This is a genomic window from Bradyrhizobium neotropicale (assembly GCF_001641695.1).
GTDB lineage: Bacteria > Pseudomonadota > Alphaproteobacteria > Rhizobiales > Xanthobacteraceae > Bradyrhizobium > Bradyrhizobium neotropicale.
The window spans coordinates 238,638-252,316 of record NZ_LSEF01000047.1; the positions used below are offsets into that span (position 1 = coordinate 238,638).

12 protein-coding genes and 1 tRNA gene are annotated in these 13,679 nt (G+C 65.0%); 5 read left to right on the forward strand and 8 right to left on the reverse strand.

From position 1 onward, the window contains the following. Positions 1-6: 6 nt before the first annotated feature. Positions 7-873, reverse strand: coding sequence for a hypothetical protein (locus tag AXW67_RS16055; protein WP_063678644.1), 867 nt, complete (start codon positions 871-873; stop codon positions 7-9). 215 nt (positions 874-1,088) lie between these two features. Here AXW67_RS16055 and AXW67_RS16060 point away from each other — a divergent pair, with 215 nt between their 5' ends. Next, entirely contained in the window at positions 1,089-1,337 is a 249-nt protein-coding gene (locus AXW67_RS16060) for a hypothetical protein (protein WP_063678645.1), read from the forward strand. A 167-nt stretch (positions 1,338-1,504) separates the two neighbouring features. Here the strand turns inward: AXW67_RS16060 and AXW67_RS16065 are convergent, their stop codons facing one another. Both AXW67_RS16065 and AXW67_RS16070 read right to left on the reverse strand, forming a co-directional pair. Further along, positions 1,505-3,070 (reverse strand): amidase family protein, encoded by a 1,566-nt coding sequence (locus AXW67_RS16065; protein ID WP_063678646.1) that lies wholly within the window; start codon positions 3,068-3,070, stop codon positions 1,505-1,507. A gap of 127 nt (positions 3,071-3,197) precedes the next feature. Then, complete coding sequence (locus tag AXW67_RS16070; protein WP_063678647.1) at positions 3,198-4,379, reverse strand: MFS transporter; 1,182 nt, start codon at positions 4,377-4,379, stop codon at positions 3,198-3,200. A gap of 99 nt (positions 4,380-4,478) precedes the next feature. Between AXW67_RS16070 and AXW67_RS16075 the strand changes: the two genes are divergently transcribed. Together AXW67_RS16075 and AXW67_RS16085 are read left to right on the forward strand one after the other, a co-directional pair. Then, positions 4,479-5,432 (forward strand): LysR family transcriptional regulator, encoded by a 954-nt coding sequence (locus AXW67_RS16075; RefSeq protein WP_063678648.1) that lies wholly within the window; start codon positions 4,479-4,481, stop codon positions 5,430-5,432. Between the two features lie 106 nt (positions 5,433-5,538). Further along, positions 5,539-7,062 carry a cellulase family glycosylhydrolase gene (locus AXW67_RS16085; protein ID WP_145927645.1) on the forward strand — a complete coding sequence of 508 codons (1,524 nt, stop codon included), beginning with the start codon at positions 5,539-5,541 and terminating at the stop codon, positions 7,060-7,062. Positions 7,063-7,183: 121 nt separating this feature from the next. Here the strand turns inward: AXW67_RS16085 and AXW67_RS16090 are convergent. After that, positions 7,184-7,273: transfer RNA gene (locus tag AXW67_RS16090), tRNA-Ser, on the reverse strand. 196 nt (positions 7,274-7,469) lie between these two features. Between AXW67_RS16090 and AXW67_RS16095 the strand changes: the two genes are divergently transcribed. Further along, the gene (locus AXW67_RS16095; protein ID WP_063678672.1) at positions 7,470-7,811 is read left to right on the forward strand and encodes a hypothetical protein; all 342 of its coding nucleotides are present in this window, start codon (positions 7,470-7,472) and stop codon (positions 7,809-7,811) included. A gap of 158 nt (positions 7,812-7,969) precedes the next feature. Here the strand turns inward: AXW67_RS16095 and AXW67_RS16100 are convergent, their stop codons facing one another. The 3 genes from AXW67_RS16100 to AXW67_RS16110 form a co-directional block, all read right to left on the reverse strand. Continuing rightward, the gene (locus tag AXW67_RS16100) at positions 7,970-9,433 is read right to left on the reverse strand and encodes a trehalose-6-phosphate synthase (RefSeq protein ID WP_063678651.1); all 1,464 of its coding nucleotides are present in this window, start codon (positions 9,431-9,433) and stop codon (positions 7,970-7,972) included. 286 nt (positions 9,434-9,719) lie between these two features. Beyond that, the gene (otsB, locus tag AXW67_RS16105; RefSeq protein WP_063678652.1) at positions 9,720-10,547 is read right to left on the reverse strand and encodes a trehalose-phosphatase; all 828 of its coding nucleotides are present in this window, start codon (positions 10,545-10,547) and stop codon (positions 9,720-9,722) included. A gap of 3 nt (positions 10,548-10,550) precedes the next feature. Further along, complete coding sequence (locus tag AXW67_RS16110; RefSeq protein WP_063678653.1) at positions 10,551-12,035, reverse strand: MFS transporter; 1,485 nt, start codon at positions 12,033-12,035, stop codon at positions 10,551-10,553. Positions 12,036-12,216: 181 nt separating this feature from the next. On the opposite strand from AXW67_RS16110, the gene AXW67_RS40515 reads away from it, so the two are divergent. After that, entirely contained in the window at positions 12,217-12,609 is a 393-nt protein-coding gene (locus AXW67_RS40515) for a DUF3175 domain-containing protein (RefSeq protein WP_082907905.1), read from the forward strand. 80 nt (positions 12,610-12,689) lie between these two features. On the opposite strand, the gene AXW67_RS16120 is transcribed toward AXW67_RS40515, so the two are convergent. Further along, positions 12,690-13,679: methyl-accepting chemotaxis protein (locus tag AXW67_RS16120; RefSeq protein ID WP_245315566.1), on the reverse strand; the 990-nt coding region annotated here is incomplete at its 5' end.

A 13,679-nucleotide genomic window follows, 5' to 3' on the forward strand; every position in this document is an offset into this window, starting at 1 on the left:
CCGCAGTCAGTTGCGCACGGCGTAAAGCGGCGTCCGCAGCGTCAGCTGGTAGGACGGCTTCGGCATCCAGGCGATCTGCGCGGTGATGCCGAACAGGCGGTTGTCGTTGTCATCCATGCGGTCGAGATCGAGCCGCAGGATCGGCTGGGTGAAGGAGTGCGCCAGCGTCTGATTGACGAGCTGGGCACCGCCGAATGACTGCACGCCCAAGCGCCCCGTGAACTTCCAGTTGCTCGGCCATTGATAATAGCCGCCGGCATAGAGAATCGTGTACGGCCTGATCCTGGCGAACTGGCTGGCGATGTCGGTGTGGGTGTATTGCACGCCGGCAAGCCAGCCCCGCGTCTCGTCCTCGTCCAGCGCGTAGTCGAATTCCAGGATGTTGTTGAACGACGTCGTCATGCCCTGCTCGTTCGGCACCGACTGCGTCAGGGTGGATTGCAGCGTGATCGTCGGAATCTTCCCGCCGTTCTGCTGATAGAGATCGGCCTGCACACCGATGTTCCAGCTTGTGATATCGAACGACGACCAGCCGCCGCCGAGATCAATCGTCGAGCCGGACACGCCGCCATAGAGCGACACGCGATCGCTGACGTCTACGGTCAGCGGCAGGTCGACGGCTATCGATTTCGCGGCCGGCAAGCCATTCGGCAATCCGGCGCCTCTCTGCACCGCCAGTGCTCCGAGCGCGGCCCACAGCGACGTGTTGCCGAAGCCGAGCCCAAGCGTGCCCGCCGGGATCGCCGCATAGATCGTGCGCAGATCGAGATAGATGTTCGGAACGGCCGGCTTAGCGGCGGCGTCATCGTCGGCGGCGAAGGCGGCGCCGGCGGACATCATCAGACAGAGCAGTCCCGCGGCGGGAGCAGCCAAAGCCGGGCGGGACGATTGACTGCGGAAGGACACGTGACAATCCGACGCGTGGCGCTGTGATGACGGAACAGTCGGCTAAATGGAACGTGATCGCTGCCGCGGTCAAGCGGCGTCGGCAACCGATGGACTGGGCGAATGCACACGGGTACCCTGCCGTGACCGCAGTGACACACTCGCCCGCCACAGTGCAGGCCGGACAACGGAGGACGACAGCCATGAAGACGTCACGTCGCATCTTGCTCGCCGGAATGGCCGGGCTCGCCGTGGCACCTCACGCAGCGCCGGCCTTCGCGTCGACGGCCGCGGACGACGGCGCGACGGTGGCCGAAGAGCGCTTTGCACGCATGATCGCAGCCGCGCATGCACCTGACATCACCTGCGCCCGGCAGGCCGAGCGCTACGCGGAGGCTCATTGGTCGGACTATGTCGCGGCAGCACGCGCTGTGCTCGAGGCAAGGGTGTGATGCACCTTCTCCCCTGTGGGCGAAGGTGACGCGCGGAGCGTGCCGGATGAGGGGATGCTTCCACGAATGAGAATGCGAGAGCAACGCTCGCATCCGACGAACCAGGCCGTCCCGCCACGCCCAACAAGCAGGGGCCTCGCGCAATGCGCGAAGCCCCTGCTGCCGGTTCAGGCCATCTGCTCCCACAGCCGCTGCACGAGCACGCCGGCGCGCTTCTCGATCGCGGCGGCCGCATCGAGCGCGAGGTCCTCGCGGTAGCGTCCGGCGATCAGTTGCACGCCGATCGGCTTGCCGTCATGCAGTGCCACCGGCACCACGGCGCCGGGCAGGCCCAGCACGTTGATCGCCGAAATGAAGCGGATCTCGCCCCAGAAGATCTCGCGCACGCGCTCGGCGCTGACGATGTCCTCGCGCGGTCCCGGCGTCGGCTTTACCGTGGTCGGCGCCAGCACCACCGGATATTCCTCGAAGAACAATTGCCAGGCGCGGATATGGCCGTTGCGCGCGGCGGTGGCGCGCATCCAGGCCGGCAGATCGAGCACGTTGGCTTCGGTCTTCATGCCGCCCCACGCCTTGTGGAAGTCCTCCGAGGCGACCTTCAGCATCGCGGCTTCCTGCATCACCACGGTCTCGTTGGTGATGATGTCGCACCAGGCCTGCCAGACTCCGTTGATGTCGGGCACCTCGACCTCGCTGACGCGGTAGCCGGAACGCTCGAGGTGATCGGCGGCCTGGCGCAGCGCCGCCGCCACCTGCGGATCGACGTCCATATCCTCGGGGATTTTCGCCAGCGCGACCTTGATCGGTCCCTTCGGCTTCGGGCCGACCAGCGGCGCCGGCACCCACCAGGGGTCGCGCGGATCGCGCTGGCTCATCACCTCCAGCGCGAGGCGAACATCCGCGACATGGCGGGCAAGCGGCCCCTGCGCCGACATCAGATGCGCCAGCATCGGCCGCTCGGCGGTTGCGCTCTGGTTGAAGGCGGGGATGCGCCCCTGCGTCGGCTTGATGGTCGCAACACCGTTGCAATGTGCCGGCCAGCGCAGCGAGCCGCCGATATCGTTGCCATGCGCGATGGTGCCGATGCCGGCGGCGACAGCCGAGCCCGCGCCGCCCGAGGAGCCGCCGCAGGTGATGTCGGGATCCCAGGGGTTCAATGTCAGCCCGTGCAGGGGATTGTCGGTGAAGCCGCGGAAGGAGAATTCCGGAGTGTTGGTCAGCCCGATGACGATCGCGCCGGCCTTCTTCAGGTTGCGGACGACTGGCGAGTCGGATGGCGCGATGAGGTCCTTGTTGGCCGGCACGCCGTTGAAATTCGCCCGGCCTTCATAGTCGACGTTCTCCTTGATGGTGATCGGCACGCCGTGCAGCAGGCCGAGTTCGCCGCCCTTGGCGCGCTGCTTGTCGGCCGCATGCGCCGCCGCGAGCGCATCTTCCGAGAGATCGACGACCACCGCATTCAGCCTCGGATTGACCGCCCGCATCCGTTCCAGATGTGCTTCGACCGTCTCAACTGCGGAGATTGCGCCCGCGCGGATCGCAGCCGCGGTCTCGACCGCCGACCATTGCCAGACTGGCCCCTTGGGACGGCGCGCTGTAGCCGACTTGCGTGACGCGGCCTTCTTCGCCGGCTTGGCAACAGCCCCCTTGCGGGCGCTGGTCTTCCTGCTCGAGGTCTTCGCCGCCGATTTCTTCGAAGCAGTTTTCTTCCTGGTCACCGTCTTCTTCGCCACGTCGCATTCTCCTGAAATTGCGCAGCGGAAGTTACGGAGGGCGATGAAGCGTGTACAGCGGCGTTTCTGCATGACGCATTGGCGGCCAATGCGACGAATTGTCGGGGGATCGTCGGGTGTCTTCGCTCTATTCGGCAGGGCACGCCGCGACCGCATCCGGCGCGCGGTCGAGCCTGAGGCTCCACAGCGCCAGCACGATGCCGACCGCGGTGATGCCGGCCGCGACCAGCGGCAGCGCGGAAAGACCGAGGCCGCGATCGATGGTGACGCCGCCGGCCCAGGCGCCGAGCGCGTTGCCGAGATTGAAGGCCGCGATGTTGAGGCTGGAGGCCAGCGTCCGGCCGCTGGGGCCGGCGGCCTCCAGCACGCGAAGCTGGAGCGGCGCCACAGTCGCGAAGGCGGCGATGCCGAGCAGCAGGATGAGCACGATGGCAAGGCTCTTGATCGATAGCGCCGCGGCAAGACCCACGAGCACGATGGCTAGCGCGGCGAGCGTGCCGATCAAGGCGCGTGCCAGCCCACGGTCGGCGAGCTTGCCGCCCGCGACATTGCCGATGGCAAGGCCGACGCCGAACACCAGGAGGATCGGCGAGACCGCGGCTTCCGGAAAGCCGGTGAAGCGCGTCAGGATCGGCTGGATATAGGTGAAGACGACGAACAGGCCGGCGAAGCCGAACACGGTCATGGCAAGGCCGAGCAGCACTTGCGGCCGGCCGAGCACCGCGACTTCTTCAGCAAGCGAGATGGGCTTGTCGCCGCTGCCGACGTGGCCGGGCACGAGAGCCGCGACCACTGCGAAGGCGATCACACCGATCACCGTCACCGCCCAGAACGCCGCGCGCCAGCCCAGCATCAGGCCGAACCAGGCGCCGAAGGGCACGCCGAGCAATGTCGCGACGGTCAGGCCGATGAACATGGTGGCGATCGCGGAGGCGCGCTTGTCCTCGGCCACGAGGCTGGTCACCACCACCGAGCCGACGCCGAAGAAGGTGCCGTGAGCGAGCGAGGTCAGCACGCGCGCCGCCATCAGCAGTTCATAGTTCGGCGCCAGCGCACAGGCGGCATTGCCCAGCGTGAAGATCGCCATCAGCGCGAGCAGCACGGTCTTCCGCGGCATCCGCCGCGTGGCGAGAGTCAGGACCGGCGCGCCGATGAAGACGCCGAGCGCATAGCCGGAGATGAGGAGACCTGCGACCGGCACGGAGACGTGCATGTCGGCGGCGACCTGGAGCAACAGGCCCATGATGATGAATTCGGTGGTGCCGATGCCGAAGGCACCGGCGGTGAGGGCGAGGACGGCGGGAGGCATGCGAGACTTCCAATGAGAGGACTGAGCCCCGCAGATAGCCGCACCGCGGCAAAAGCATTAGGATGTCCGCAATCCAATCATTTGTGACGTGAATTCAACATGGCCCGTTTCGACCTCAACCGCTCCGCCGAGATGGAGGTTTTTGTCCGCGTCGTCGATTTGGGCGGATTCACCCACGCCGGGCGAAAGCTGCGCTTGACGCCGTCGGGCGTCAGCAAGCTGATCTCGCGACTGGAGGCGCGCCTCGGCACGCGGCTGATCAACCGCACCACGCGCAAGCTCACCCTCACGGAGGAAGGCCAGGCCTTCTACCAGCGCGCCGTGCGCATCCTCGCCGAGATGGAGGAGGCCGAGCGCGAGGCGGCCTCGGGCGCCGCGCCGCGCGGACGGCTCACGGTCAACAGCAACATTCCCTTTGGCATGCTGCATGTGATGCCACTGATCCCGCGCTTCCTCGAACAGCATCCGGACGTCACGCTCGATCTCGTGCTGACCGACACGCTGATCGACCTCATGCAGGAGCGCGCCGACGTTGCGATCCGCGCCGGACCGTTACGGACCTCACGCCTCGTCGCGCGCAAGCTCGGGACCAGCCGCATGGCGGTGGTCGGCGCGCCGAATTATCTGGCGCGCTTCCGCACCCCGAAGACGCCGGCGGATCTCGCCGAGCATCGCGGCATCGGCTGGACCTTTCCGCGCGCGATCCGGGGCTGGCCATTCAAGCGCGGCGACCGCACCGAGGAAGCCGTGCCGCCGCCCGCCGCGCGTGCCAGCGACGGCGAAGCCGCCCGTCGCCTCGCTCTCGGCGGCGTCGGCCTTGCCCGTCTCGCCCTCTTCCATATCGGCCCCGACATCGAAGCCGGCCGCCTCGTGCCGGTGCTGCAAAGCTACAATCCAGGCGACCGCGAAGACATTCACGCCGTCTATGTCGGCCACACCGCGCCCCTGCCCGCACGCGTGCGCGCCTTCATCGATTTTCTGGCCGAGCATGTGCGCGTCGGCGACCCGGCGCTGAAGCGCGCGGGAGACGGGAGGTGGAAACTGGTTGGATGAGGCTGGCTGGCGGAGAAAGTTTCAGTCAATCCCCGATGAAAGACAAAACATTTCTAGATCTTCCTAGCCCAAAACCCACCGTTTGGTCTACGGGGATTTCGCCTCCATGACCTGCCCCGCGCTACCGTCCGTCGCCGAGCAGGCGCCACCAAGCCGGAAGCGCGCCGCGGCTCCGGCCAGCCGTCGCGCCGACGTTCATCGCCCCTACATCCGAGTTCTGCATTGTGGCGCGTGCAAGTTTACTTTGCTCTCGTACGAGATCGTTCGATTTATGTGCAAGAAAATGGTCTTCCTGCCGACCACGGTCGGCTTGTCAAAGATCACGACCATTTCGAGCCATTCGGCTACGAAGACTTTCATGGCTGCCTTCCCACGCCCAACGGCCAGCGCGCGTCCACCCCGGACTGGGGCGGCGGCAGATTGCTTGCCAACTTCCCGAATAACTGAGAACAGCGGCATGCTGACAAGATCGATAGTGGCCTCTCTACTATCGCTTTCGGCGACGCTCTTCCCGACGTTTGGCGGCGCGATGGCGCGCGATCCAACTGCAGGCCAATTCCGGATCGTGGTGAGATATGTCGCGTTGGTGCTGGGTCTTCTTTTGCCTCTGTCAGCAACGGCGGCACAGAATGTGACCATCGTAGGCAAGGACTTCTATCTGGACGGCAAGCCGTGGCTGCCTAAGGGAATCGATGTCGAAGCGTTCAATCGGCCGCTCGGCAACTACGAGTCCCCGTCTCTGCAGGAATCAGCGAGACAACTGCGTCAGTACTGGGGGCCGACGGAAATAGAGGCGATCAAGAGTGTCTTTGGCGCTCAGACAATTCGCCTGACCATCAGTCAGCCTGGGCTTGATCCACAGTCAACCATCTATTCGTCGACCTATCGTGACGAGGTGCTGAACGCCATCCGGCAAGCGCGAGCCAGCGGCTTTGTCGTCATTCCGAACATGGACTCGCAGGGTGAAAATGGCGTGCCAAACCTGCCTTGCATGCCGAATGACAGCACGAAACGAGCCTGGAAGACGATTGCTCCGTCTGTCATCAATGATCCCGGCGTCATGTTCGAACTGTTCAATGAACCGTGCCGGGCCAACTGGGATCAGGCGCGCAAGGAATGGGCGGGCGAAATGCAAGGCCTCGTCGACATGTTCAGGGGCATGGGAGCTCGCAACATCCTGCTGTTGGATGGACTAGGCTATGCGCAATGGACGAACGACTTGTTCCCACTGGTGCACGATTCTATGCCCAACAGGCTCGCTCTCGCCGTCCATCCTTACTTCGACGGCTTGAAGAAGGAGCCGACGACGACGCCGGAGTCCTATTTCCGCGCGCATTTTGGTCGAGATGCCGCCAGCTACCCGATCATCGCCACCGAATGGAATGCAGTCGAGACGAACGGCTGCGTCGACGGCCGACTCCCTGAAATCGCCTTGTCGCTGGTGCGCTATCTTCAACACATGCACATCGGATTGATCGGCTGGGCTATCGATTCCGAACATGGCAAACTGGTCAAAGACCACATCCATTTTGAACCGACCAACTACGACAATTTTCAGGGATGCTCGGGCAATAAGGGCCCGAGCGTGTCGGGCGCCGGTCGGCTGCTTGCCGCCTTTCCGAACAATTGATGCCGTTTCATCGAACCTGGACGACGGCGTTCAGTCGCGTGCACCCACCCTGCACTCACTGTGCCCGCGCCCGGAGCACGCGATGGGGAGGATCGTAGCCTGGCGTACGAGATCGGCCATATGGCGGAGAGAGTGGGATTCGAACCCACGGTACGGTTTCCCGCACACACGCTTTCCAAGCGTGCGCCTTAAGCCACTCGGCCATCTCTCCGGAGCGCCCTCTCTTGAAGGGGCAGAGATGATTTTGCAAGGGACTGCGGGGAAATCGGGTGAATTTTCCGTAAGACATTGTAATTACGTGAGAATATACGCCGCCGTGCGGCGGCTTAAAGTCGCCTGTCGGCTGAACCGGGGGCGGGTTTGGCGCGACGATTCACTACTGACCGCCAAACATGCTCGGGGACACCATGACCATCCGCAAAACCATCGCCGCGCTGGGCCTGCTCTCGGCCCTTGCCGCCCCCTTCGCCCCGCCTGCCCTTGCGCAGGCCTGCACGCGGCAAGGGGTCGACGTCAGCTGCGACGACGGGCGGCGCGGGGTGCTGTCGGGCGACGCCATCATCTGGCCGGACGGCACGCGCTCAAGCTCGACGCCGCATCAGAGCGTGATCATCGGCAACAAGTCGTCGATCCATGTCGGGCCCGGCGTGTTCGTCGGCCAAGGCAAGGGCATGGTGCCGCTGGATGATCCCAACGCGCCGAACAAGCGGCAGTGCGCGATTTTGGAGGGCGTGTCGTATTGTTATTGAGGCGCTCGCCTTCACCTCGCCCCGCTTGCGGGGAGAGGTCGATCGCGAAGCGATCGGGTGAGGGGGACCCTCCGCGAGTCCATCTGTGACCGTCTTTGTGGAAGCAGCCCCTCACCCCGACCCTCTCCCCGTAAGAACGGGGGAGAGGGAGAAGAGGTCTAAATCAATCTCACGCCCGATATCGCCGACTTCAGCCAGCGCAATGCTTGCGGCGGTTGGGCGGCGAGCGGAGCGACGGCGGCTTTCTGGGTGCGGCACTTCTCGAGCTCGGCGACGAAATCGCTCGACCATTGCTGGATGGTGTGACCGCGCAGCTTCTTCATCATCGCATCCCAGCGCATCTTGCGCTCGGGGAGCGGCATCGCGGCCGCGATCGCGATCGCGCGCGCCATGCCGTCGATGTCGTGCGGATTGACCTGCAGCGCCGTGTCGAGCTCGTTGGCGGCGCCGGCGAATTTCGACAGCACGAGCACACCCGGATCAGCCGGGTTCTGGGCGGCGACATATTCCTTGGCAACGAGGTTCATGCCGTCATGAAGCGGCGTCACCACGCCGACCTGCGCGGTGCGGTAGAGGCCCGCGAGCACGGCCTGGCTGAAGCCCTTGTTGAGATAGCGGATCGGAGTCCAATCCACCTCGCCATGGCGGCCGTTGACGTCGGTGACCAGCCGCGCAACCTCGTTCTGAAGATTGCCATAGGCCTCGATGCCGCCGCGCGAGGGGTTGGCGATCTGCAGCAGCGAGATGCTGCGCGAGAATTGGGGGTGCTCGGTCCAGAGCCGGTCGAACGCGCTGATGCGGTTGACGAGGCCCTTGGAATAGTCGAGCCGGTCGACGCCGATCGCGAGCCGCTCGCCGTTGAGGCTGCGGCGCAGCCGCGACACGTCAGGATGCGAGACCGACTTTGCGGCATATTGCGCGAACTTCTCCGCATCGATGCCGATCGGGAACACCTCGCAGCGCGTGCGGCCATGCTGCGAGAGCACGATGCCGTCCTCGACGCTCAGGCCCAGCTCGCCGCCGAGATAGCCGAGGAAGTTCTGGCGATCGGTCTCAGTCTGGAAACCCAGGAGATCGTAGGCCAGCATCGCCGTGATCAGCTCGCGATGATTCGGTACGCCCTGCATCACCGCTGTCACCGGCCAGGGCGTGTGCAGGAAGAAGCCGATCGGATCGTCGATGCCGAGATCCCGCAACTCCGCGCCGAGCGCCAGGAAATGGTAGTCCTGCACCCAGAACGCAGTCCGCGTCTTTCGGAAGCGCAGCAGCGCGCGCGCCATGAAGGCGTTGACCTCGCGATAGCTGAGGTAATCGCCCTGCGAGACGCGGATCAGGTCGCTGCGCGAATGCAACGCCGGCCACAACGCCGAATTGGCGAAACCTTCGTAATAGCCGCCGTAATGCGCCGCCGGCAGATCCAGCGTCGCCAAGGCACCGGTACCGAGTGCTTCGATCTCGGCGAACGGTTCCTTCTGCTGGCCGTCGCGCACGCGACCCGAGGAACCCACCCAGATCGCGCCTGAGTATTCCACCACCGGAAGCAGAGCAGCCGCGAGGCCGCCCGTCATGGGTTCATTTGGCTTACCGCGCGCGACGCGGTTCGAAACGACGACAAGATTCACAGGTCGTCCCCTCCTGTTCATTCCGTCCCGTTTAACTGACGTTCATCAATAAGGTTCCTGTTCATCGTTTCAACCAATTGAAACCAAAATCGGGCGCGCGCGTTGGAACCGGGTTTGCCTGCGGAACCCGGAAATTTGCCTGCAAAGACAGTTTTTGCAGCCGTGTTGCGGAGCATGAATTCGCGTACGCGAGAGAGCTGCGCGAGAGGTATTGTGGCTCTGAGATGGCGTTGCCTTGCTTTTACCTAAAGCACGGGACGATTCGTCACCGCGTGATAGGTCAGGATCACATGCTCGGATTATCGAGCAGACGCGCGAGGAACTCGCGCACGTCGCGCGGTGCATCGAAATGGCCGTTGACGCCGATGGCGCGGCGGCCGACCGAGAAAGCGAGCCCGTCCATATCCGGCATGATCGCGAACACGGTCTCATCGGTGACGTCGTCGCCGATGAAGATCGGACGGCGTCCCTTGAAAGGCTCGTGCTTCATCAATTCGCGCACGCCGCTCGCCTTGGTGAAGCCGGAATGCTTGATCTCGCAGACGAACTTGCCGGGCAGCACCTCGATCGGTGCATTGGGCAGGTCGGCGCGGATCAGCGAGACGGATTCGTAGATCGCTTTTTCCGCATGCGGCGCAAGGCGGTAGTGCAGTGCCAGGGAATAGCCCTTGTCTTCGAGCAGAATGCCCGGGCTGAGCTTGGCGATCGCCGCCAGCCGCCGCTTCAACTCCTTGTCCAGCGGCGGAGCGTGCACGTCGTCAGCTTCATTGTCCAGGGACAGGCGCATTTCCGCGCCGTGGCCGGCAACGGCGCGAAAGACATCGGGCGCGAAGATCAAATCGATGTCGTTGAGCGAGCGGCCGCTGACCAGCGCCAGCGCGCCCGACGTACGCTCGACCAGGCGGTTGAGCGTATCAGACAGGCCCGGCGGCACCCAGACCTCGCGCGGCGTCGGCATCAGGTCGAGCAGCGTGCCGTCGATGTCGAGCAGGATCGCGGTCTCGTTCAGGTGCGGCACGAGCGCGTGCGGAACCGGCACCGTTTCCGGCGTATCCTCGTCATCGCGCATGGTCGGTTCGTCGTTCAACGGCATTTCCGCCAGATCTGATTCCATAGTCTACTCCATAAAGGCGAGCGGCCGCGCGATTTGTTCGAGCGGTTTGCGCTCCGCGGAGACGGCGTAGCGCCACGCCACGATCGCGGCCGCGATCATCAGCACCGACCCCAAGAGATAGCCGGCGAACACGCTGGTGCGCGAGCCGGTGTCGATCAGCGCGCCGAACAGCGCCGGCCCGATGACGCCACCGATGCCGGTGCCGACCGCGTAGAACACCGCGATCGCCAGCGCGCGAACCTCCAGAGGAAACGTTTCGCTGACGGTGAGATAGGCCGCGCTCGCGGCCGGCGAAGCAAAGAAGAAGATCACCATCCAGGCGATGGTCTGCCCCTGCGCGCTCAATGCGCCGATCGAGAACAGATAGCCCGACAGCGCCAGCAGCAGGCCTGATGCGCCATAGGTGAACATGATCATGGTGCGGCGGCCGAGCGTATCGAACAGACGGCCAAGCAGGAGCGGGCCGAGGAAATTGCCGGCGGCGAAAGGCAGGAGATACCAGCCGACGTGATCGGCGCTGATGCCGTAGAAATCGGTCAGCACCAGCGCGAAGGTGAAGAAGATCGCATTGTAGAAGAAGGCCTGCGCGCTCATCAGCACGAGGCCGACCACCGCGCGCTGCCGATAGGCGAAGAACAGCGTGTGCCAGACTTCACCGAGCGGCGTGTGGTCGCGCATCTTCAGGCGAATCTTGGCAAAGCCTTCGCGATCCTCCTGCCGATGTCCGACCACCGAGCTTTCGATCTCGTCGACAATGGCATGGGCCTGGTCGGGGCGGCCATGGATTATCAGCCAGCGCGGGCTCTCCGGGATCCACATCCGCATGAACAGCACGACGAGGCCGATCGTTGCGCCGATGAGATAGGCGAGGCGCCAGCCGAGATCCGGCCCGATGAAAGCTGGATCGAGCAGCACGATGGCGGCCACGGCGCCCATGGCGGCGCCGATCCAGAAACTGCCGTTGATGACGAGATCGGTCCAGCCACGATAGCGCGCCGGCACCAGCTCCTGGATGGTCGAGTTGATCGCCGTGTATTCGCCGCCGATACCGGCGCCGGTGAGGAAGCGGAACAGCGCGTAGCTCGCGATATTCCAGGACAGCGCGGTTGCGGCCGTTGCCGAGAGATAGACCGCAAGGGTGATGAAGAACAGCTTCTTGCGGCCGATGCGGTCGGTGAGCCAGCCGAAGCCGAGCGCGCCCAGCACCGCACCGGCGAGATAGGCGGAATTGGCGATGCCGAGATCGAGATTGGAGAACTGCAGCAACGGACTCTGCTTCAGCGCGCCGGAGAGTGCGCCGGCGAGCGTCACTTCGAGGCCGTCGAGGATCCAGGTGATGCCGAGCGCCAGCACGACGCGGCTGTGAAAGCCGCTCCACGGCAGCGCGTCGAGCCGCGAAGGTATGCTGGTCTCGACGATGCGGTCCGCCGCGGCCGCCACTGACGCCGCAGGACCAAGATTCAGCGCTGGGCTCTGCTGCAATTCCATCGCGTGTTGTGTCTGATCAATACCACCGCCCCCGCGGCACGTGATGTGGACGGGGTCGATCCGATCATGCCAGTGCGGCATTACGCCTGCCACGGGCGACAACGTCTGCCGCGACGACAGGTTCCCTTAGGAACACCCCCTGAGGCCGCCCGTTTCCGATGGAGCCGCAAGGAGTTGACGCATGGCTCAGGTCAGAAAGACGACACATTCGCGAAAGAGCGGCGCACGGAAGACGACGCGCCGGACGAAGACGAGCACGGCAAGGCGCAGCACGAGCGCGCGCAAGAGCACAAAGCGCGCCGCGCCGAAACGCTGGTCGCAGCGCGTGACGAAGGAGAGCGACGCGCTCGATCTCAAGCGCGGCGTGTTCAAGCAGACGAGCCCGACGAAGATCGCGGCATCACTGAAGCGATCGGCCGAACACAGCTCGCGCCGCAAGACTGGTGCCTATCGCTCGGCACTCTCGATGCTGACCTTCTACATCAACCGCGCCGGCAGGACCCTGCCCAAGACACAACGCACGCGGCTGGAGAAGGCGAAGGTGGAGCTGAAGCGGGCGTTCGGGCGGGAGTGAAGCTCGGACGGCGCATTTAACTCCGCCGTCGTCCCGGCCTTCGCCGGGACGACATTGGAGAGCGTGGCCCGACCTGAGCGTTACGCCGCCCTGATATTTCCCATGAAGCGGTCGAGCTCGGCGCGGAGGCGGGTGCTCTCGCTGGAGAGCGACTTGGCCGAATTCAGCACCTCCTCCGAGGCCGAGCCGGTCTCGGCGGCGCCGCGGTTGACCTGGCCGATGTCGGTGGCGGCGGCTTGCGTGCCTTGCGCGACGTTCTGGACGCTGCGGGCGATCTCCTGGGTGGCGGCACCCTGCTGCTCCACCGCGCTGGCGATGGAGGTCGAAATCGTCGAGATCTGGCCGATGGTCGCGCCGATCTCCTTGATCGCGGCAACCGATTCGGCGGTCGCGCCCTGCATCCCTGCGATATGCGAGGAGATCTCGTCCGTCGCCTTCGCGGTCTGGCTCGCCAGCGACTTCACTTCGCTCGCGACCACGGCAAAGCCGCGGCCGGCCTCACCGGCGCGCGCCGCCTCGATGGTGGCGTTGAGCGCCAGAAGATTGGTCTGCTCGGCGATCGCCGTGATCAGCTTGACCACCTCGCCGATCTGCTGGGCGGCATGCGAAAGCTTGCCGATGCGGCCGTCGGTCTCCTTGGCCTGCACCACGGCGGCTTCCGCGATGCGGCTGGAGTCGCGGACCTGGCGGCCGATCTCCTCGACGGAGGCCGACAGCTCCTCGGTCGCGGTCGCGACCGACTGCATGTTGCTCGAGGCCTGCTCGGACACGCCGGCGACCTGGCTCGACAGGCTCTGCGTGGTCTCGGCGGTGCGGGTCAGCGTCGAGGCCGCCGATTCAAGCTGCACGGCAGAGGCCGAGACGTTGGAGACGATGGCGCCCACGGCGCTTTCGAAATCGTCGGCAAAGCGGATCAGCTCGGAACGGCGCGCCGCACTTGCTTCCTTGTTCTGGGCCTCGCTGGCGGCAGCATCGCGCTCGGCTTTCGCCACCGCCTGCATCTTGAACTCCTCGACCGCGCCGGCCATCTCGCCGATCTCGTCCTTGCGGCCAAGGCCCGGCAGCACGAC

What these genes read in the sequence shown, in the direction of transcription:
- AXW67_RS16060 (WP_063678645.1), top strand. Translation starts at nt 1,089, where the DNA reads ATGAAGACGTCACGTCGCATCTTGCTCGCCGGAATGGCCGGGCTCGCC.
- AXW67_RS16070 (WP_063678647.1), bottom strand. Translation starts at nt 4,379, where the DNA reads ATGCCTCCCGCCGTCCTCGCCCTCACCGCCGGTGCCTTCGGCATCGGC.
- AXW67_RS16075 (WP_063678648.1), top strand. Translation starts at nt 4,479, where the DNA reads ATGGCCCGTTTCGACCTCAACCGCTCCGCCGAGATGGAGGTTTTTGTC.
- AXW67_RS16085 (WP_145927645.1), top strand. Translation starts at nt 5,539, where the DNA reads ATGACCTGCCCCGCGCTACCGTCCGTCGCCGAGCAGGCGCCACCAAGC.
- AXW67_RS16095 (WP_063678672.1), top strand. Translation starts at nt 7,470, where the DNA reads ATGACCATCCGCAAAACCATCGCCGCGCTGGGCCTGCTCTCGGCCCTT.
- otsB (WP_063678652.1), bottom strand. Translation starts at nt 10,547, where the DNA reads ATGGAATCAGATCTGGCGGAAATGCCGTTGAACGACGAACCGACCATG.
- AXW67_RS16110 (WP_063678653.1), bottom strand. Translation starts at nt 12,035, where the DNA reads ATGGAATTGCAGCAGAGCCCAGCGCTGAATCTTGGTCCTGCGGCGTCA.
- AXW67_RS40515 (WP_082907905.1), top strand. Translation starts at nt 12,217, where the DNA reads ATGGCTCAGGTCAGAAAGACGACACATTCGCGAAAGAGCGGCGCACGG.